A 17,272-nucleotide genomic window follows, 5' to 3' on the forward strand; every position below is an offset into this window, starting at 1 on the left:
CGACGCAGCTGAGCAATTCAGCTGCGTCGCAACTGCGCCGTTGGCCGTGTGGTTGGCGCCTGGCGCAGAATCAACCACAGCGCGAGCGCGATCAGCGCACCGCCCTGGACGTAAGCCCAGGAAAGTGGCTCATCAAGAAAGATAACGCCCCACAGCACGCCAAATGGCGGGATCAGGAAGGTCACCGTCAGTGTCTTGACCGGTCCGATATCCGCCAGCAAGCGGAAGTAGAGGATGTAGGCGAACGCCGTACAGACCAGCCCCAGACCTAGCAGACTCAGCCAGACCGTCGAATCGCCCCAGTTCACCGGCGGCGCATTCAGTAACGACAGTCCGAACAATGGCAACAGGCACAGCGCCGCACCGAGCTGGCTACCGAACGCGACCACCTCGCTGTCCAGGCCTTCGCCCTGGTTGATCCAGCGGCGGGTGAGAAAGCCGCCGAAGCCATAACAGGCGGTGGCGCCCAGGCATGCCAGTGCGCCGAGCAGCAGCTCCGTGTCGAATGGCACCGGCCCGATTCGCATCAGCAATGCCACGCCTCCGAGCCCGCTGAAAACGCCGATAATCTTCGCGAGCGTCAACTCCTCGGCGAAGAACAGGGCGCCGATCAGTACGCCCATCATCGGCGTGGTGGCATTGAAGATCGCCGAATAGCCAGCCGGCACCAGCTGCGCGGCCACCGAATACAGTGCGAACGGCAAGCCGGAATTGATCACGCCCAGCACCAGGCACAACCCCAGCTTGCCGCGAAAATCCCAGCGCGTGCGCAGTAACAGCAGGATGACCAGCAGCCCTGCGGTTGCCAGCAACACACGAAAGAACGCCGTGGGAAAGGTGCCGAGCACTGGGGCAATGATGCGTAGAAAAAGAAAACTTGCGCCCCAGATGGCGGCGAGAGCAAGCAGGCGGAACATGTCGAGCGGGCGCATGGGGCGGCTCCACCGGAAGGGAGCTGCAAGTGTTGTCGCCCATCAGCCAACTGGCAATCCGAAACCGACTTTCAAACTGCGTGCTGCTAAGCTCGGCGGACGTTCATGTCCTGCAGTGGGTGCATCATGGTGCAGCAGAAACTGGCCGCTGAAATCGCTCGGCAGATCCTTCTGGGCTTCGACGACTACCGAGAGCACTTTCGCCTGATCACCGAAGGCGCGCGGGCGCGCTTCGAGCAGGCGCAATGGCAGGAAGCGCAGCGCGCATCGGCGGCGCGGATCAACCTCTACGAAGAGAAGGTTGGTGAAACCCGGCGTGGCCTGCTGGCCGGTTTCGATCACGCCGACCTGCTTCAGGTCGAGGCCTGGCCGCAGATCAAAAGTGCCTACATCGAGTTGATCAACCCACGCTTCGACGACGAGCTGTCGGAGACCTGGTACAACTCCATCTTCTGTGGGCTGTTCAGCCATGACTGCATCAGCGACGGCACCATGTTCATCCATACCACCCGACCGGCGGTGCGTGCTCATGAACGGCTGGCGCAAACCCGTACCTACCAGCCCAACGGCGACTTGAGCGGGATGCTCGAACAGATCCTTGGCGATTACGCATTCGCCGTGCCCTACTGCGACTTGCCAGGAGACCAGCGGCGCCTGCAGGCGCAATTGCACGAGACCCTGCCCGACTGGGTCTGCAAGGATCCGGAGCTGACCGTGGAGCTGTTCGTCTCGGTGCTCTATCGCAACAAGGGGGCATACCTGCTTGGGCGGATCTTCACCCGCGACGAACAGTGGCCGCTGGTCATCCCACTACTGCACCGCGAGGGTGAAGGCATCATTGCCGACGCGCTGATCACCGACGAGGCGGAGGTGTCGATCATCTTCTCCTTCACCCGCTCGTATTTCATGGTCGAGGTGCCGATTCCGGCGGAGTTTGTCGGCTTCCTCAAGCGCATCCTGCCCGGCAAGCACATCGCCGAGCTGTACACCTCGATCGGCTTCTACAAGCACGGTAAGTCGGAGTTCTATCGTGCGCTGATCGATCACCTGGCCAATACTGACGACCGCTTCGTCATGGCGCCCGGCGTTCGCGGTATGGTGATGACGGTGTTCACGCTGCCGGGCTTCAATACGGTGTTCAAGCTGATCAAGGACCGCTTCTCGCCGATCAAGAGCGTCAACCGAGCCACTGTGATCGAGAAGTATCGGCTGGTGAAGAGCGTCGACCGGGTAGGGCGCATGGCCGACACCCAGGAGTTCGCAGATTTCCGTTTCCCCAAGGCGAAATTCGATCCGGAATGTCTGGCCGAACTGCTGGAGGTGGCGCCGTCAACGGTCGAGGTGCAGGGCGATACCGTGCTGGTGCGCCACTGCTGGACCGAGCGCCGTATGACGCCCCTGAATCTCTACCTCGAGCATGCCAGCGACGAGCAGGTGCGCGAGGTGCTGGAAGACTACGGGCTGGCGATCAAACAGTTGGCGGCGGCGAATATCTTTCCCGGCGACATGCTGCTGAAGAACTTCGGCGTCACCCGCCATGGTCGGGTGGTGTTCTACGACTATGACGAGATCAGCTTTCTAACCGAAGTGAATTTCCGCCATATTCCGCCGCCGCGCTATCCCGAGGATGAAATGGCGTCCGAGCCCTGGTATTCGGTGGGGCCGAACGATGTATTTCCCGAGGAATTCCCGCGCTTTCTGTTCGCCGACCATGGTCAGCGCCGGCTTTTCGCCAGCTTGCATGGCGAGCTCTACGATGCTGATTACTGGAAAGGGCTGCAGGACGCCATTAGCAGCGGCAACGTGATCGATGTGTTCCCTTATCGACGCAAGGCCGATCGCAACTGAAGACCGGCGGCGAATTCGTTTGAACGCCTCAGCGCCGCCTCGGTCGCAGTTGTAAAGCGCCGTAACAAAGCGGCGCTCCATTCGGGGATTGCGCTTGCAAAGGGCACGAGCGCCGGAGCCAAAGTTGAATTATGCTGTCCACGAAGCCCGCATGGCTCCGATGTAGCCCGTTATTTCGCAGGAGGGTGTGACCATGAAAGCAAGGCTCAACGAGATGTTCTGGAAGTTGGCGGTCGCTCTTGGTTTGATCGAACCGCCTCGTATGCAACCTATCCCGGTACGTGCCCCGCGCGAGCAGGATCACCGTCGCCGCTGAGTTTGGTGGCGTCTACGCGGTGGGCAAGGCGGGTCCTCCGCGCTCCACGGCTCGTTTGTAAGCGGGCCGCTGCTGTATCCGCTGCAAAAAATCCATCAGGCGTGGGCGACTCTCGTCCAGGCCGGCTCTGGCACGGGCAGCTTCCAGCGGGAAGCTCATCTGTATATCCGCTGCGCTGAACGTGTTGCCTGCAAACCAGTCGGCCTTCTCCAGTTCCGCTTCCATGTAATCGAGATGGGTCTTCAGTTGTGGCCCGATGAAGGCGCTGTTAGCGCCCTTGGCGATTGCGCGTGCGATGGGGCGAACAAAGAACGGCATCGGCCCATTGGCGACGCGGTCGAATACCAGCCGCAGTAGCAGTGGGGGCATCGCAGAGCCTTCCGCGTAGTGCATCCAGTAGCGAAAACGACGGTATTCCGGAGTGCCGCCCTGCGGCATCAGGCGTCCGTTGCCATAGCGTTCCAGCAGGTATTCGAGGATGGCTGCCGATTCGGCCAGCGTCAGGTCGTCGTCGGTGATCACCGGAGACTTGCCCAGTGGGTGTACGGCTTTCAGCTCTGCTGGCGCGAGCATGGTCTTCGGGTCGCGCGGGTAACGCTTCAGCTCGTAAAGCAGTTCCAGTTCTTCCAGAAGCCACAGGACGCGGTGCGAGCGGGAGTGGTTCAAGTGGTGGACGGTGATCATGCCTGCTCCTCATGCGGGGACGTCGCAAGCATAGCCGCTCTGCAGAGCAGTGGCCGTTATGGCAGACTCCGCCGCCGAGGTGAACCATGTCCCGTCCACGATGCTCACGCTGCCAGCGCCCGTCTTCCCTGTGCCTTTGCGCGCTGATACCTGCGCTGGATAGCCGTACCCAGGTGCTCGTCCTCCAGCATGCCAGTGAAGCGAGTCATGCGCTCAATACGGCGCGCCTGGCCGCGTTGGGGCTGCGCAATGCAGAACTGCGGGTGGGCGAGCGCTTCGAGGACGATTGCAATGCCGCACGGCCGAGCTACCTGTTATTTCCCGGGGAAGATGCCATGCCGCTCGAGAGTCTGGCCGATGCCGCCCAACCCTTGCGCCTGATCGTGCCGGATGGGACCTGGCGAAAGGCGCGCAAGATCCTGCATGTTAATCCATGGCTGACTGGGTTGCCGCGGGTCGCGCTGCCAGAAGGGCTGAGCTCCCGCTATCGCTTGCGCAAAGCGCCAATGCCCGGCGCGTTGTCGACCATCGAGGCGATCGTTACGGCACTTAACCTGCTGGAAAGCCCCAGCCGATTCGATGAGTTGCTTTGTCCGTTCGACGCCTTGATCGAGGGCCAGATCGATGCGATGGGGCGGGAGGTATATCAGCGTAATCATGCCGACACCTAAGGTATGCGAGCGAAAGCGCTATGGCCGTGCGGAGCTGATTTACCTGAAGCCAGTGTCATTGCTGACCGGCAATGTTTTCTGCCTGAGGATGTAGAGCGTCACCAGCGTCGCGCTTAGTAGCATCCCGATGCGGGCCCACATCAGTGGCACCAGCCAGCAGGATATGCCGATGCTTATCCACATGGTGGCGATGGCGTATACCTTGCCCTTGAGCGGAATACCGTTCCCTTCCAGGTAGTCACGAAACCACGGACCGAGCCGTGGGTGGCCTACCAGCCAGTCATAGAAACGTTGCGAGCTACGCACGAAACAGGCCGCGGCCAGCAGCAGGAATGGCGTGGTCGGCAGGACGGGCAGGAAGATGCCGACGACGCCCAGCACAACGGCCAGCCAGCCGACGCCGAGCAGGATCGATCGGATCAGAGGGTTGCGATGCTGCCGGATATCGCGATGGGCCATGGTACTAGTCAGCCCGGTTCTTCGATTCGCTGCGATCTGTGCGCGGCTGGCTCACGTCAGCGTCGTCAGATATTCGCGATGGGCATCGAAATGAGCAGAACAATGCCTTTCCCTCCTGTGGTGCTAGCCAGCGGGACAGGTCCGGCAGTGGGGCGACGCGCCGGCGACTGCGCTCCGGCAGTCGCACCGTTGCAGGTGAGCGTGACGCCCACCTTGACGCTTGGCCATGTCGCAGCCGGTCAGTGGCGACGCGGCTTGAGCAGGGCTGGCTTTTCCTCGGGGGCATGGCAGATCAGGTAGAGGGCCGTCAGTAGCTCGGGGATCTGCGCCACCATTTCGTCGACCAGCTCCGGGTTGTCGGCGATATCGGCGAATTCCGGTTGCTCGTCGAACAGGCCCGAACCGACCATGATCGGCAGCAGCAGTTCGCTGACTTCCTCTTCGGAGTCCTCGAACCAGATCGCCTCGCGCATGAACACGCCTTCCATGAAGCCGATGCACCAACCGCGCAGATCGGATTCATCCGGCTCTTCACCCAGGTCCAGGTCGCACGGCAGTTCCATGTCCTCGTCACTGGCCAGCTGGCGAGCAATATGTGCCTTGAGCTGAACCAGCGTGGCCTCGATGGCTTCCCGCTCGGTGTCGTCCTTGTACTTGGGTGGTTCGGAGAACAGCGCGTCGATCCATTCACGCTCGGGCACCTGTTCGGAGCAGATGCACAGCGCTGTCAGGTAGCCATGGGCGGCGATGTAATCCAGTGCTTCCTCGTGCAGGTCATCTGCATCAAGAAAGACTTGCAGGCGGGCGAGTTGCTCGGCGAATGACATCGGGAACTACCTTGGGGGCTGGAAGACAACCCGGATTCTAGACGAGGCGCGGGGCGCAGGCTACTCGTGCCTTCGGATGACGCCTCGTCCGTATTGGCCGCGCGATCCTGAACTCCATGGTTCGCTCGCGTATACTGCGCGCCTTGTTTCGGAGACCGGCATGCTCGACCAGGCACAGCGCATCCTTAAAGACGTATTCGGCTACGACGCGTTTCGTGGCAACCAGGGCGCGATCATCGAGCGTGTCGGCAGTGGCGGCGATGCGCTGGTACTGATGCCGACCGGCGGCGGCAAGTCCCTGTGCTACCAGGTTCCGGCGCTCTTGCGCGAAGGACTGGCGGTGGTGGTTTCGCCGCTGATCGCGCTGATGGACGACCAGGTCGCGACACTCGACGAGCTGGGCGTCTCGGCCGTTGCGCTCAACTCGACGCTGAGCGCCGATGAGCAGCGCGAGATCGCTGAGCGCATCCGGCGCAGCGAGATCAAGATGCTCTATCTCGCGCCTGAGCGGCTGGTGCAGCCCCGCATGCTGGCGTTCCTGCAGCGGCTGGAGATCGCCCTGTTTGCCATCGACGAGGCCCATTGCGTCTCCCAGTGGGGGCACGACTTCCGTCCCGAGTACATGCAGCTGGGCCAGCTGGCCGAACTGTTTCCTGGCGTGCCGCGTATTGCGCTGACCGCGACGGCGGACAAGCGGACGCGGGAAGAAATCGTCCAGCGTCTGCATCTGGAGAACGCCGAACGGTTTCTCTCCAGTTTCGACCGACCGAACATCTTCTATCGCATCGTGCCCAAGGAGCAGCCGCGCAAGCAGCTGCTGGGTTTCCTAGCCGAACGCCGCGGCGATGCCGGCATTGTCTATTGCATGTCGCGCAAGAAGGTCGATGACCTGGCTGCGTTCCTCAGCGAGCAGGGCTTTCCGGCACTGCCATATCACGCGGGCCTGCCCAACGAGCTGCGCGCCTATCACCAGAAGCGTTTCCTCAACGAGGAAGGCCTGATCATGGTCGCGACCATCGCCTTCGGCATGGGGATCGACAAGCCCAACGTGCGCTTCGTCGCCCACCTCGATCTGCCCAAGTCGCTGGAAGCCTACTATCAGGAAACCGGACGGGCAGGGCGCGACGGGCTGCCTGCCGACGCCTGGATGGCCTATGGCCTGCAGGATGTGATCTTCCTCAAGCAGATGCTCAACAACTCAGAGGGTGATGAGCGGCACAAGCGGGTCGAGCAGCACAAGCTCGATGCCATGCTGGCGCTTTGCGAGGAAACCCGCTGCCGGCGCCAGGCGCTGCTCGCGTATTTCGATGAAGAGCTGCCCAAGCCCTGCGGCCATTGCGACAACTGCGTCGATGGCGTGCAGACCTGGAATGCCACCGAGCCCGCCCGTCAGGCGCTATCGGCGATCTACCGCAGCGGCCAGCGTTACGGCGTCGGCCATCTGGTGGACATCCTCCTCGGGCGTGACAATGACAAGGTCCGCGGCTTGGGCCATCAGCATCTGTCGGTGTTCGGTATGGGCAAGGCGCTGGCTGAGGCTGAGTGGCGTTCGCTGTTTCGCCAGCTGGTGGCGCGCGGGCTGGCGGACGTTGACCTGGATGGTTTCGGTGGGCTGCGTCTGAGTGACAGCTGCCGGCCATTGCTGCGTGGAGAGGTGAGCCTCGAACTTCGCCGTGATCTGACCAGCAAGGCACCGAAGCCGGCAGCCAGTGCCGCCAGCCAGCTGGTGCGCAGCGAGGAACGGGAAACCTGGGAAGCGCTGCGCACCTTGCGCCGCAAACTGGCCGAAGAACACGGTGTGCCGCCGTATGTGATTTTCCCGGATGCCACGCTGCTGGAGATGCTACGCAGCCAGCCGGCCTCGCTGTCGGACATGGCCACCATCAGCGGTGTCGGCGCGCGCAAGCTGGAGCGCTACGGTCAGGCCTTCCTGGAGGTACTGCAAGGCAGCGTCGAAGTGGCCAAGTCACCTGCCGATATACGACACGAATTGATCACGCTGGCGCGCGCAGGCATGACCCCTGCACAGATCGCGCGTCAGCTCGACTGCAGTGAGAAGAACGTCTACGCAATGCTCGCCGAAGCCATCGGTCTGCAACAGCTGAGCCTAGAACAGGCGCTGGATCTGCCCGAGGATCTGCTCGGGGAAATCCAGGAGGCCTTTCTCGACGGCGAGGGCGAGCTGCCACCGGTGAGCGCCGTGGCCGAGCAGTTCGCTGGGCGGGTACCCGAACAGGTGCTTTATTGCGTGCGTGCCGCACTGCAGGTCGAGTTCGAATTGTAACCAGGTGCATCCCTGCAGCTCGGTCGGAAGCTGCTGCGACAGCGGGTGTCTGCCGGGCTGCAACGCCCGCCGTGCCATCATTACGACTTCTGTCGCTCGATCAGGGATCGAAGGTCGTCTTGCCTGCTTTCCGGAGCTGTGGTTAGCTCACTAATAATTAGTTTTTGCAGGAATGGCCGTACATGTACGCCGAGCAACATCGCTTTGCCATGCAATTGGCGCAACTTTCTCGTGGCTGGCGCGCTGAACTGGATCGACGCCTGGCTGATCTCGGACTCTCGCAGGCGCGCTGGCTGGTGCTGTTGCACCTGGCCCGTTTCGATCACGAACCCACCCAGCGCGAGCTGGCCCAAAGCGTTGCCGTTGAAGGGCCGACGCTGGCCCGCTTGCTCGATAGTCTCGAAGCGCAGGGGCTGGTGCATCGCAAGGCGTCTGCAGAGGATCGCCGGGCCAAACGTATTTCCCTGGGTGCGCCGGCACGGCCGCTGATCGAGAAGATCGAGGCGATTTCCACACAGGTGCGTCAGGAAGCCTTTGCCGGGATCGACGAGGAAGATCTGCGCAAGTGCCAGCAGGTGCATGCACGGATCCTGGCCAATCTCGACCGGCGCTGATCCAGGCCGGGCACGCCGGCTAGAAGCTGCGCCCCAGATTCATGTACAGCGCCTGTTCGTCCTCGTCATTGAAGCCGTAGCCGAAGTTCAGTGGCCCCAGTGGCGTGTCGTAGCCGAGAAAGATGCTCGCGGCGTTGATATAGCCGCTGTCGAAGGCATTGTCGGCATTCCAGGCGCGACCGCGCTCCAGTGATCCACCGAGATAGAGCGGGAAGTCCAGCGGCTGAAACGCTCGCGGCGTCACGCGACGGTAGTACACCATGCGCGCCAGGCTGACGTTCTGGCCGGCCAGGGCATCCTGACGGAAGCCCGACAGCTGACGCGCGCCGCCAAGCAGAAAGCTCGACGTCACCACTTCCGCGTCATCCAGCGTGCGGCCATAGCGGCCACCGAGCACCCAGGTGTTGGCACCGTGACTGAGTGCCTTGTCCAGCTTGAGGTGCCACTGTCGATAACGCTGGTCCGAACTCAGGCTGGGGTCGTACTGACGCATGGTCAGGCGGATATCCTCGCCTTCGCGGGGAAAGTCGATGTTGTCGAGGGTGTCGAACGAGTACTGCAGCTCGTAGTAGCCCTCGGTAAAGCTGAAGTCGGGTAGATCCTGTTCGCCGATTCGCACATCGGCCTCACCCCAGGCCTGGCCGATTCCAAAGCGGATCTCGCCATTATTGGCGATCTGTCTGCCGAGATTGAGACCGTAGCCGTAGCGTTGCAGGCGGTACTCGGCAATCGGATCGTTGTCGAGAATGGACTCGACGTTCTGCGCCTCGAGGAACAGATTCGGCGCGACGAACCAGCGCGAGCCGGCATCCAGCGGCTGGTAGAACTCGCTGTAGAGTTCCTGCCGATCACCCAGCTGCAGCCGGGTAAGCCACTCGGCACCCAGTTCGTTGATGCCGTTCTTCCGATAACTCGCACCGAGGTTGAATACGCTGTCGCCGCGGAAGTCGTCGGACAGGCTCAGGCCCAGTCGCAGGTAATCGGTGCCGGTGCGCTTCTCGCGGGCGTTGATGACCAACGTATTGCCGAGCTTGCCGCGTTGAACGCGATATTCCACGCGCTCGAAATAGTCCAGGCCATAGAGGGTGCCCATGTCCTTCTGCAGGTCCTCCAGATCCAGCGGTTCACCAATCGGCTGGCGGACATGCCGGCGGATCACCGCATCGCTGACCTTCGAGTCGTTCTCCACCCTAATAGCGGTGATGACCGGTGTTCGCGGGTCGCTGGAGCGCGCAAGGCTCAGTGCCGGATTGCCACCGGTGGTGATGCGCATTTCGGCAAGACGTCCCTCCAGAGCCAACGTGGCACGGTAGCCGGCATCGACCAGCTGTTCGGCGCGGGCGAAGTCGGTGGAGCCGTAAGCGGCCAACGGCGGCTGGATCAGAAGGTCCTGCGACTGCAGGGTGGCCAGCTGCGCTTCGGAGTTGCGGCGGGTCATCATGGTGGTGGTCTGGTTGAGCACGTCGACTACTGTCAGCAATTCCTTGCGCGGCTTGAGCGGCGTGCCGATGTCCACCACGATCAGGCGGTCGACACCCATGTCGCGTGCCACGTCCATCGGGATGTTGTCGACCATGCCGCCATCCACCAGCAGGCGGCCGTCCAGCTCCACCGGTGCGAACACGGCCGGAATCGACATGCTGGCGCGAATCACCTGGGGCAGGTGGCCGCTGCGGAAGACCACCTTTTCATCGTTGGCAATATCCGTGGCCACCGCACGGAAGGGGATCGGCAGCTGGTCGAAGTCGCGGGTGTCGCTGGCGTGCACCAGCAGGCGCTCGAGCAGCAGCGCGAGGTTCTGCCCTTGAATCACGCCCAGCGGCAGGCCGAGGCTGCCGTCGTCGCGGAAGCTGAGCTTCTGCTTGATGAGGAAATCACGGTCGTCCTGCTTGCGGCGGTAGGGGATGTCCTGGCGCGGCGGATCGTCGGACAGCACTTGCTGCCAGTCGAGGGTCAATGCCAGGCGCTCGAGTTCGGCAACGCTATAGCCTGCTGCGTATAACCCGCCGACCACCGCGCCCATGCTGGTGCCGGCGATGGCGTCGATGCGTACGCCTTGTTCTTCCAGCGCCTTGAGCACGCCGACATGAGCCAGCCCGCGCGCCGCACCGCCAGACAGGACGAGCCCGGTCTTCGGCTGAGCCGGCTCGGCGAACAGCGGCGGCAGGGTTAACAGCATCAGCAGGGAAACGAACAGGCGGAGCATGGCTGAACCGGGGAAGGGTGGAGAGGCGGCTATTATAGGCTGCCGTATCCCCCTTCGGAGCTGTCCTGAATGACCGCAAGCAAACCGGAAATCGTCATTACGTATTGCACCCAGTGTCAGTGGCTGCTGCGTGCTGCCTGGCTCGCACAGGAGCTGCTGTCGACCTTTGCCGATGACCTGGGCCGCGTCTGTCTGGTGCCCGCCACAGGTGGCACCTTCCATATCAGCTGCGATGGCGTGCAGATCTGGGAGCGCAAGCTCGACGGCGGCTTTCCCGAGGCGAAGGAGCTCAAGCAGCGCGTGCGTGATCGCATCGACCCGCAGCGCTCGTTGGGGCATAACGACCGCTGAGCGTCAGCTGGCCAGTTTCGGAACGACACTCGGCGGGCTTTTCAAGCGGCTGGTAACCACGCTGGCGGTGATGATCAAGGCGCCGCCGAGCAGCATGCGCAGTGTTGGCTGCTCGCCGAACAGCCACCAGGCGAAGGCGATGCCGTAGACCGGTTCGAGAGCGAAGATCACCGACGTCGTACGCGCCTTCAGGACCCGCAGGCTAGCGACGAACAGGCTGTGTGCGAGTCCGGTGCAGAGCACGCCGAGCAGAGCCAGCCAGAGCCAGTCCTGCGCGGGTATCGCAGGTATCGCCGACCAGCTGAATGGCAGCAGGGCTGCGAGGATCGCCAGGTTCTGCCAGAGCGCCGAGCGAACCGGATCGAGGCCGCGGGTGACGGCACGGTTGAGCAGCGACAGGAACGCGAACAGCAGGCCGGAAAGCACACCGTAGAGCAATCCTGCAGTCGGTCCGCTGCTGAGATCGAACGCCGGCGCGACAAGCAGCAGGCCGGCACAGACCAGCCCGACCATGGCGAACTCGATGGCGCGGGTGCGTTCGCGGAACAACAGGCCTTCGAGCAGCACGGTGAAGGCGGGGAAGCTGGCAAAGCCCAGGGTCGCAATGCCGACGCCAGCGATCTTCACTGCGATGAAGAACGTCAACCAGTGCGCACCCAGCAACAGCCCGCCCAAGGCCAGACCGCCACGCTGCCGCCAGTTTGGCGTCGCCCCGCTGGGTCGCAGCAACTGCGCCACCAGTAGCAGGGCCAACACGGCGAACAGTGCACGACCTAAGGTGATGATCAGCGCCGAGCTTTCGGCCAGTTTTCCGAGCACGCCGGACAGGCCGAACATCAGCGCGCCGAGATGGATGGCCAACAGGGCGTTGCGCGGCGTCATGGAACGATCCACCCGAGCGAGTGGTGTGTGCGTGCGGTGTGGTGTGAACGGATGAGTAGGGTCATGGCTACTGAACCTTGCGAATCAGGACCATGCTAGGCCGTGGCTTGGAGTGTGTCTGTCGCGTCAGTCACCGGTTTTGTCGCGCAGCTCGCGTCGCAGTGCGCGGGGTGCGCAGCCTCGTGCGCGAACCAGTGCGGCGGTGAAGGCGCTTTGCGAGGCATAGCCCACCTGCGCGGCGATCTCGCCGATCGGCAGGAGGGTGTCCTGCAACAGCGCCTCGGCATGCTGCAAGCGGCGCTGGCGTACGTGTTCCATCGGCGTTCGGCCCGTCTCGCGAAGAAAGCGCGCGTGCAGACCTGCCACCGACAACCCGGCGATACGGGCCAGGTCGGCAACCTGAAGTGGGTGGGATAGATGCTGATCGATGAAGGCGTCGATAGCGGCGACCGGCAGCGCGTGTTGGTCATGGTGGATATGTTGTCCACTGGCCAGACTGGCGAGCAGGAGTACGGCGCCCTGTTCGGCAATCAATGGATCATTGATCGGGCTGTGCGCCAGCCAGGCGACCAGGCGCTGCTGGCTGGCGTTCAGGCGCACGGTATCCGGTCGATCGATCAGACGCAGGCTGGGTTCGGTGTGGTGGCCCAAGCGCTGACGAACCCAGCTCTCCGACGGGAGATCGAGCACCAGGCAGTGACTGCCGGTGACACTGGCACAGGCATGGTGAGTGGCGGACGGAATTACCGCGAGACTCTGCTCGCCGACGCGGCTGCCGCGCCCGGCAATCTCGAATTCCAGCAGTCCTTTCAGGCCGAACACCAGTTGCGGGTGTTCGTGGCTATGGGCGATGAGGTGGTGATGGTAGTTGCGCAGCGATAGCATCTGGCGGCTGTCCCGAAGCAGGCCCGCTGACCATTGGTCTGTGCGGTGAGTTGGTTGAGGCAAGTTCGGGTGAACATGGCTCCGAGACAATGCGCTGCGACGAGTCATAGCGGGCTATGGCGAGGAGCTGCAACACCGTATCGGGGCCTTGGGTGCCGAAATTGGTTAGTCAACGGCTGGCCGCCAGCGGTCAGAGAATCAGAGGATGACCTTGTCGCGAAGTTTCTCGGCCGCTTGCTGCAGTGCCTGAATCACGCGCTCCTTGTCGAAGTTCTGCACGCCGTTGGTATCCAGGTACATGGAGAAGCCGGGGAGTTCGTGCTCGACGAAACTGCAGGTGGCGCCAAGGTCGCGGCGGAAGTCCACCACCTGGTAGATCTGCACCGGGCGGGAGAAACCCTTGACCGCGATCTGGCCCTTGTCGCGGCACATGATGACGTCCTTGATCAGCGAATAGGTTTCGTGGGAGATCAGGATCTCGCTGGCCTCGGCGGCGCTTTCAAGACGGCTGGCCAGGTTCACTTCGCGCCCGATGATGGTGTAGTCCATGCGCGTATCGGCGCCGAAGTTGCCCACCGTGCAATAACCGGTGTTGATGCCCATGCGGATTTCCATGGGTTTGGTAATGCCCTGTGCGCGCCATTGCTGGCGCAGCACCTTCATGTGTTTGCGCATGGCGATGGCCATGGAAACCGCTGCCACCGCGTCTTTCTTGGCACCCTGGCTGGAAGGGTCACCGAAGAACACCATCACGCAGTCGCCGACGAACTTGTCGATGGTGCCACCGTACTTCAGGGCAATCTTCGACATCTCGTTTAGGTAGTTGTTGAGCAGGTCGGTAAGGGCCTCGGCCTCCAGTTCCTCGGCCAGCTCGGTGAATCCTTTGATGTCGGAGAAGAACACGGTGAGCCGCTTGCGCTGGGTTTCCAGGCGAACGCTGCGTTTGCCGGTGAAGATCGACTCCCATACCTGGGGCGAGAGGTATTTGGCGAGGTTGCGTGCCAGGCGCGCGGCCTTGGCCTGCTCCGTTTCGATCTCCTTGCGCGCCTGGGCGAGGCGCTGGCCCTGCTGGTGCACGAAGTAGGCGGTGGCGCATATGTAAAAGGTCGTGAACAGGATGCTCACCAGTGAAACCAGCGGCGGTGTCGTACCGCGGTAGCTCAGGGGAACCACGAGAGATGCCAGGCCGATCCCGACACCCGCGCAGATCAGCGAGATGGCGAGGTTGCGCAGGCTGCCGCTCACCAGCGCGCTGAAGCTGAGCGTCAGCAGAAACATCAGGCTGGGCACGATCGAGAAACCGAGCAGCAATATGCCGGCACCGGCGTTCAACGCATCCAGGCAGAGCAGAGCCAGCGCCGTACGCTCGGGATGATCGCGCTTGAAGCGATAGCTCAGGTGGTAGGCCAGGTGTGGATAGAGCAGGGTGTACGGCACCATCCACAGCAGGTCCATCGAGAAATACTGGGTGTAGGTACCAGCTGCAAGCGTGGCGGCGCAGATCAGGTAGGCGAGCACGCGGGAGTAGTACTCGCGCAACGGGCGAGTGGCGAGGCCATTGCGGCGCTCAACCGGAGTGGAAGTCATGTGTGCGTACGATCCCTGGTAGTTTTTTCGACGCCGTTCTCTCGCGCCTTGCAGACTGACGCCAGGCTCGATCGACGGGTCACCCTGCGAAGGCGACAGCTTTCGAGCACATCAGCGACAGCCTCGCGATCACGGGGCCAGCTCGGCGATGGCCGGCCCGCGCGAAAGCCGTCAGATCATAACCAAGCAACGCCGCATCGCCAAACCAGAGGATGAAAACAATGATGGCACCGGTCGGATAGCCGCTGTCATCAGGCTCAGAAGCGAATCCGGCCCGTCAGCATGTCCTTGAACATCACCCAGTCGCCGAGAAAGCTGTAGAGCGGATACTGGAATGTCGCCGGCCGGTTCTTCTCGAAGATGAAGTGGCCGACCCAGGCGAAGCCATAACCGGCCACCGGCATCGCCAGCAACCAGAGCCACTGCTGGGTAAGGAGTGCGTAGCCAAGTATGCCCAGCACCAGCAGGCTACCGACGAAGTGCAGGCGACGGCAGGTGGGGTTGCTGTGCTCGGCGAGATAGAACGGATAGAAATCGGCAAAGCGGCTGAAGCGTTCGGCGGTTTGCGTACTCATGGCGTACCTCCTGTTATTGTCGCGCACAGACTAGTCATCGCTAACCTTGCGTGTCAGTGACAATCAGGGCCAGTTTAGTAGCCTTGGGCGCAGCTGCCCCACCTATCGAAGAACAAGAAAACCCCATGACCGAACGCACCACTTCCTCGAGCTGGGCGCTGAGTATCGTCCAGGCCCTGGAATCCGCCGGGATCGATTGCCGCCAGTTGTTCATTGAGCTGCATCTGGACTATGCCGCTCTGGACGACCCCGACGCGCGCTTTGCCCAAGATGACATGACGCGCCTTTGGCAACGCGCGGTGGCGGTTTCCGGTGACCCCGCCATTGGCCTGAACATGGCGCGCCAGGCACGGCCGGCTGCGCTGAACGTGGTCGGCTATGCGCTGATGTCCAGCCGCAATCTCAAGGAAGGCTTCGCCAGATTGGTGCGCTACCAGCGGATCATCGCCGAGGGTGCCGATCTGGATTTCCAGCCCTGCGCACAGGGCTATCGGTTGAGTCTGACGATAATCGGCGACCGCTTGCCGCCAGCTAGGCAAAGTGCCGAAGGCTCCCTGGCAGGCTGCCTGACATTCTGCCGCTGGCTCACCGGAACGGCGTTGCTGCCGCTGGAAGTCAGCTTTCAGGGCCAACCGCCGGATGATCTGGAGCCCTATCGGCAGCTGTTCCAGGCGCCTTTGCGCTTCGACGCGCCTCGCTACGCGTTGCTGTTTCGCGAAGAGGATGGGGAAATGCCGTTGCCGACCGCCAATGAAGCGCTGGCGCAATTGCATGATCGTTTCGCCGGTGAGTACCTCTCACGCTTCTCCGACAGCAAAGTTATGCATCGCGCGCGGCAGATACTCTGTCGATTGCTGCCGCAGGGCGAGCCCAGGCGCGAAGTCGTGGCGCAGGCGCTGTGCCTGTCGGAGCGCACCCTGCAGCGGCGTCTGCAGGAGGAGGGCAGCAGCTTCCAGCAATTGCTCGACGATACGCGTCGCGATCTGGCGGTGCAGCACCTCGCCCAGCCGGACCTGGCGCCGCTGGAAATCGCCTATCTGCTTGGCTTCGCCGATCCGAGTAATTTCTACCGGGCGTTCAAGCGCTGGTTCGGCGTCACGCCCGGCGAATACCGTCTGGCCGCGCGCTCACGCCAGTAGGAACCTGTGAAAGCCCACATAGCCTTAGCTAGAGCAGATCGGTTACTTATATGCGCCTTTCCATGATGGAGTGACCCAATTGGCCACCAGCCTGCTCGCGTTAATAGACGATATTGCGACCGTACTCGACGACGTCTCGCTCATGACCAAGGTGGCGGCCAAGAAGACCGCTGGCGTACTGGGCGACGATCTGGCACTCAATGCGCAGCAGGTGACCGGGGTGAATGCCGACCGGGAACTGCCTGTGGTGTGGGCAGTGGCCAAGGGCTCGTTTCGCAACAAGGCGATCCTGGTCCCCGCTGCGCTGCTGATCAGTGCCTTTCTGCCCTGGGCAATCACACCGCTGTTGATGCTCGGCGGCGCGTTTCTCTGTTACGAGGGGTTCGAGAAGCTGGCACACCGCTTCCTTCATAGCGATGACAGCGATCACGCGGAGACGGTGAAGGCGCTCGCCGACCCGTCCGTGGACATGGTGGCGTTCGAGAAGAAAAAGATCAGCGGCGCGGTGCGTACCGACTTCATCCTCTCCGCCGAAATCATCGCCATCACCCTCGGCACGGTCGCGGCCGCGTCGTTCAGTCAGCAGGTCATGGTTCTAGTGGGCATCGCCATCCTGATGACGATAGGCGTCTACGGGCTGGTAGCCGCCATCGTCAAGCTCGACGATCTTGGTCTGGCCCTGAGCAAGCGGGCCAGCGGTGTGGCCAGCGCCATCGGGCGAGGCATTCTGAGCGTCGCGCCGTGGCTGATGAGGTCGCTGTCGGTCATCGGCACCGCGGCGATGTTCATGGTGGGCGGCGGCATCCTCACGCACGGTATACGCGCTGTGCATCATTTCATCGAGAACAGCGCCCACGAAGCGCTCGGACTGCCTTATATCGGAGCGGTACTCGGCGGCCTGTTGCCGACGCTGCTCGACGCCGCATTCGGCATCATCGCCGGCGGTGTGGTGTTGGCGTTGGTTACGCTTGGCGGCCGGCTGTTCAAGCGCGGCTCCGGCGCCGCGGCCTGA

The 17,272-nt window shown here is 62.6% G+C and carries 17 protein-coding genes; 8 read left to right on the forward strand and 9 right to left on the reverse strand.

The window, feature by feature from the left end; all coding sequences use genetic code 11:
- Window positions 1-17: 17 nt before the first annotated feature.
- A complete protein-coding gene (locus CW305_RS05730) occupies window positions 18-932 on the reverse strand; it encodes a DMT family transporter (RefSeq protein ID WP_023445111.1) in 915 nt (304 codons plus the stop codon).
- A gap of 126 nt (window positions 933-1,058) precedes the next feature.
- Between CW305_RS05730 and aceK the strand changes: the two genes are divergently transcribed.
- Together aceK and CW305_RS23870 are read left to right on the forward strand one after the other, a co-directional pair.
- On the forward strand, window positions 1,059-2,780 hold the full coding sequence (aceK, locus tag CW305_RS05735) for a bifunctional isocitrate dehydrogenase kinase/phosphatase (protein WP_104097316.1): 1,722 nt from the start codon (window positions 1,059-1,061) through the stop codon (window positions 2,778-2,780).
- 193 nt (window positions 2,781-2,973) lie between these two features.
- Window positions 2,974-3,096, forward strand: coding sequence for a PA1414 family protein (locus tag CW305_RS23870; RefSeq protein ID WP_260466202.1), 123 nt, complete (start codon window positions 2,974-2,976; stop codon window positions 3,094-3,096).
- A gap of 12 nt (window positions 3,097-3,108) precedes the next feature.
- Here CW305_RS23870 and CW305_RS05740 read toward each other — a convergent pair whose 3' ends face one another.
- Window positions 3,109-3,780, reverse strand: a complete 672-nt coding sequence (locus CW305_RS05740; RefSeq protein WP_014820768.1) for a glutathione S-transferase — start codon at window positions 3,778-3,780, stop codon at window positions 3,109-3,111.
- Between the two features lie 86 nt (window positions 3,781-3,866).
- Between CW305_RS05740 and CW305_RS05745 the strand changes: the two genes are divergently transcribed.
- Window positions 3,867-4,451, forward strand: coding sequence for a tRNA-uridine aminocarboxypropyltransferase (locus CW305_RS05745; protein ID WP_104097317.1), 585 nt, complete (start codon window positions 3,867-3,869; stop codon window positions 4,449-4,451).
- Between the two features lie 39 nt (window positions 4,452-4,490).
- On the opposite strand, the gene CW305_RS05750 is transcribed toward CW305_RS05745, so the two are convergent.
- A complete protein-coding gene (locus CW305_RS05750) occupies window positions 4,491-4,910 on the reverse strand; it encodes a YbaN family protein (protein WP_023445116.1) in 420 nt (139 codons plus the stop codon).
- A 239-nt stretch (window positions 4,911-5,149) separates the two neighbouring features.
- Complete coding sequence (locus tag CW305_RS05755; protein WP_102832807.1) at window positions 5,150-5,737, reverse strand: UPF0149 family protein; 588 nt, start codon at window positions 5,735-5,737, stop codon at window positions 5,150-5,152.
- A gap of 160 nt (window positions 5,738-5,897) precedes the next feature.
- On the opposite strand from CW305_RS05755, the gene recQ reads away from it, so the two are divergent.
- Both recQ and CW305_RS05765 read left to right on the forward strand, forming a co-directional pair.
- Window positions 5,898-8,021 carry a DNA helicase RecQ gene (gene recQ, locus CW305_RS05760; protein ID WP_104097318.1) on the forward strand — a complete coding sequence of 708 codons (2,124 nt, stop codon included), beginning with the start codon at window positions 5,898-5,900 and terminating at the stop codon, window positions 8,019-8,021.
- A gap of 182 nt (window positions 8,022-8,203) precedes the next feature.
- Window positions 8,204-8,635 (forward strand): MarR family transcriptional regulator, encoded by a 432-nt coding sequence (locus tag CW305_RS05765; RefSeq protein ID WP_014820763.1) that lies wholly within the window; start codon window positions 8,204-8,206, stop codon window positions 8,633-8,635.
- Between the two features lie 19 nt (window positions 8,636-8,654).
- Here CW305_RS05765 and CW305_RS05770 read toward each other — a convergent pair whose 3' ends face one another.
- Window positions 8,655-10,841, reverse strand: a complete 2,187-nt coding sequence (locus CW305_RS05770) for a patatin-like phospholipase family protein (RefSeq protein WP_104097319.1) — start codon at window positions 10,839-10,841, stop codon at window positions 8,655-8,657.
- Between the two features lie 69 nt (window positions 10,842-10,910).
- Here CW305_RS05770 and CW305_RS05775 point away from each other — a divergent pair, with 69 nt between their 5' ends.
- The gene (locus tag CW305_RS05775) at window positions 10,911-11,192 is read left to right on the forward strand and encodes an Rdx family protein (protein ID WP_003300657.1); all 282 of its coding nucleotides are present in this window, start codon (window positions 10,911-10,913) and stop codon (window positions 11,190-11,192) included.
- Between the two features lie 3 nt (window positions 11,193-11,195).
- On the opposite strand, the gene CW305_RS05780 is transcribed toward CW305_RS05775, so the two are convergent.
- From CW305_RS05780 to CW305_RS05795, 4 genes are all read right to left on the reverse strand, one after another.
- Window positions 11,196-12,074, reverse strand: a complete 879-nt coding sequence (locus tag CW305_RS05780; RefSeq protein WP_104097320.1) for a DMT family transporter — start codon at window positions 12,072-12,074, stop codon at window positions 11,196-11,198.
- 126 nt (window positions 12,075-12,200) lie between these two features.
- Window positions 12,201-12,959, reverse strand: coding sequence for an AraC family transcriptional regulator (locus CW305_RS05785; protein WP_104097321.1), 759 nt, complete (start codon window positions 12,957-12,959; stop codon window positions 12,201-12,203).
- Between the two features lie 198 nt (window positions 12,960-13,157).
- A complete protein-coding gene (locus CW305_RS05790; protein ID WP_104097322.1) occupies window positions 13,158-14,546 on the reverse strand; it encodes an adenylate/guanylate cyclase domain-containing protein in 1,389 nt (462 codons plus the stop codon).
- Window positions 14,547-14,803: 257 nt separating this feature from the next.
- On the reverse strand, window positions 14,804-15,121 hold the full coding sequence (locus tag CW305_RS05795) for an Mpo1-like protein (protein WP_003300651.1): 318 nt from the start codon (window positions 15,119-15,121) through the stop codon (window positions 14,804-14,806).
- A gap of 125 nt (window positions 15,122-15,246) precedes the next feature.
- Between CW305_RS05795 and CW305_RS05800 the strand changes: the two genes are divergently transcribed.
- A complete protein-coding gene (locus CW305_RS05800) occupies window positions 15,247-16,260 on the forward strand; it encodes an AraC family transcriptional regulator (RefSeq protein WP_104097323.1) in 1,014 nt (337 codons plus the stop codon).
- Between the two features lie 79 nt (window positions 16,261-16,339).
- On the forward strand, window positions 16,340-17,272 hold the full coding sequence (locus tag CW305_RS05805; RefSeq protein ID WP_104097324.1) for a DUF808 domain-containing protein: 933 nt from the start codon (window positions 16,340-16,342) through the stop codon (window positions 17,270-17,272).

The sequence above is a fragment of the Stutzerimonas kunmingensis genome (assembly GCF_002929225.1).
In the GTDB taxonomy this organism is placed as follows: Bacteria; Pseudomonadota; Gammaproteobacteria; order Pseudomonadales; family Pseudomonadaceae; genus Stutzerimonas.

Bases quoted from the DNA above. Each gene is read 5' to 3' on its own strand.
- recQ (WP_104097318.1), top strand. From the start codon at position 5,898: ATGCTCGACCAGGCACAGCGCATCCTTAAAGACGTATTCGGCTACGAC.
- CW305_RS23870 (WP_260466202.1), top strand. From the start codon at position 2,974: ATGAAAGCAAGGCTCAACGAGATGTTCTGGAAGTTGGCGGTCGCTCTT.
- CW305_RS05785 (WP_104097321.1), bottom strand. From the start codon at position 12,959: ATGCTATCGCTGCGCAACTACCATCACCACCTCATCGCCCATAGCCAC.
- CW305_RS05770 (WP_104097319.1), bottom strand. From the start codon at position 10,841: ATGCTCCGCCTGTTCGTTTCCCTGCTGATGCTGTTAACCCTGCCGCCG.
- CW305_RS05740 (WP_014820768.1), bottom strand. From the start codon at position 3,780: ATGATCACCGTCCACCACTTGAACCACTCCCGCTCGCACCGCGTCCTG.
- CW305_RS05775 (WP_003300657.1), top strand. From the start codon at position 10,911: ATGACCGCAAGCAAACCGGAAATCGTCATTACGTATTGCACCCAGTGT.
- CW305_RS05755 (WP_102832807.1), bottom strand. From the start codon at position 5,737: ATGTCATTCGCCGAGCAACTCGCCCGCCTGCAAGTCTTTCTTGATGCA.
- CW305_RS05795 (WP_003300651.1), bottom strand. From the start codon at position 15,121: ATGAGTACGCAAACCGCCGAACGCTTCAGCCGCTTTGCCGATTTCTAT.
- CW305_RS05745 (WP_104097317.1), top strand. From the start codon at position 3,867: ATGTCCCGTCCACGATGCTCACGCTGCCAGCGCCCGTCTTCCCTGTGC.
- CW305_RS05750 (WP_023445116.1), bottom strand. From the start codon at position 4,910: ATGGCCCATCGCGATATCCGGCAGCATCGCAACCCTCTGATCCGATCG.
- CW305_RS05800 (WP_104097323.1), top strand. From the start codon at position 15,247: ATGACCGAACGCACCACTTCCTCGAGCTGGGCGCTGAGTATCGTCCAG.
- CW305_RS05790 (WP_104097322.1), bottom strand. From the start codon at position 14,546: ATGACTTCCACTCCGGTTGAGCGCCGCAATGGCCTCGCCACTCGCCCG.
- aceK (WP_104097316.1), top strand. From the start codon at position 1,059: ATGGTGCAGCAGAAACTGGCCGCTGAAATCGCTCGGCAGATCCTTCTG.
- CW305_RS05765 (WP_014820763.1), top strand. From the start codon at position 8,204: ATGTACGCCGAGCAACATCGCTTTGCCATGCAATTGGCGCAACTTTCT.
- CW305_RS05730 (WP_023445111.1), bottom strand. From the start codon at position 932: ATGCGCCCGCTCGACATGTTCCGCCTGCTTGCTCTCGCCGCCATCTGG.
- CW305_RS05780 (WP_104097320.1), bottom strand. From the start codon at position 12,074: ATGACGCCGCGCAACGCCCTGTTGGCCATCCATCTCGGCGCGCTGATG.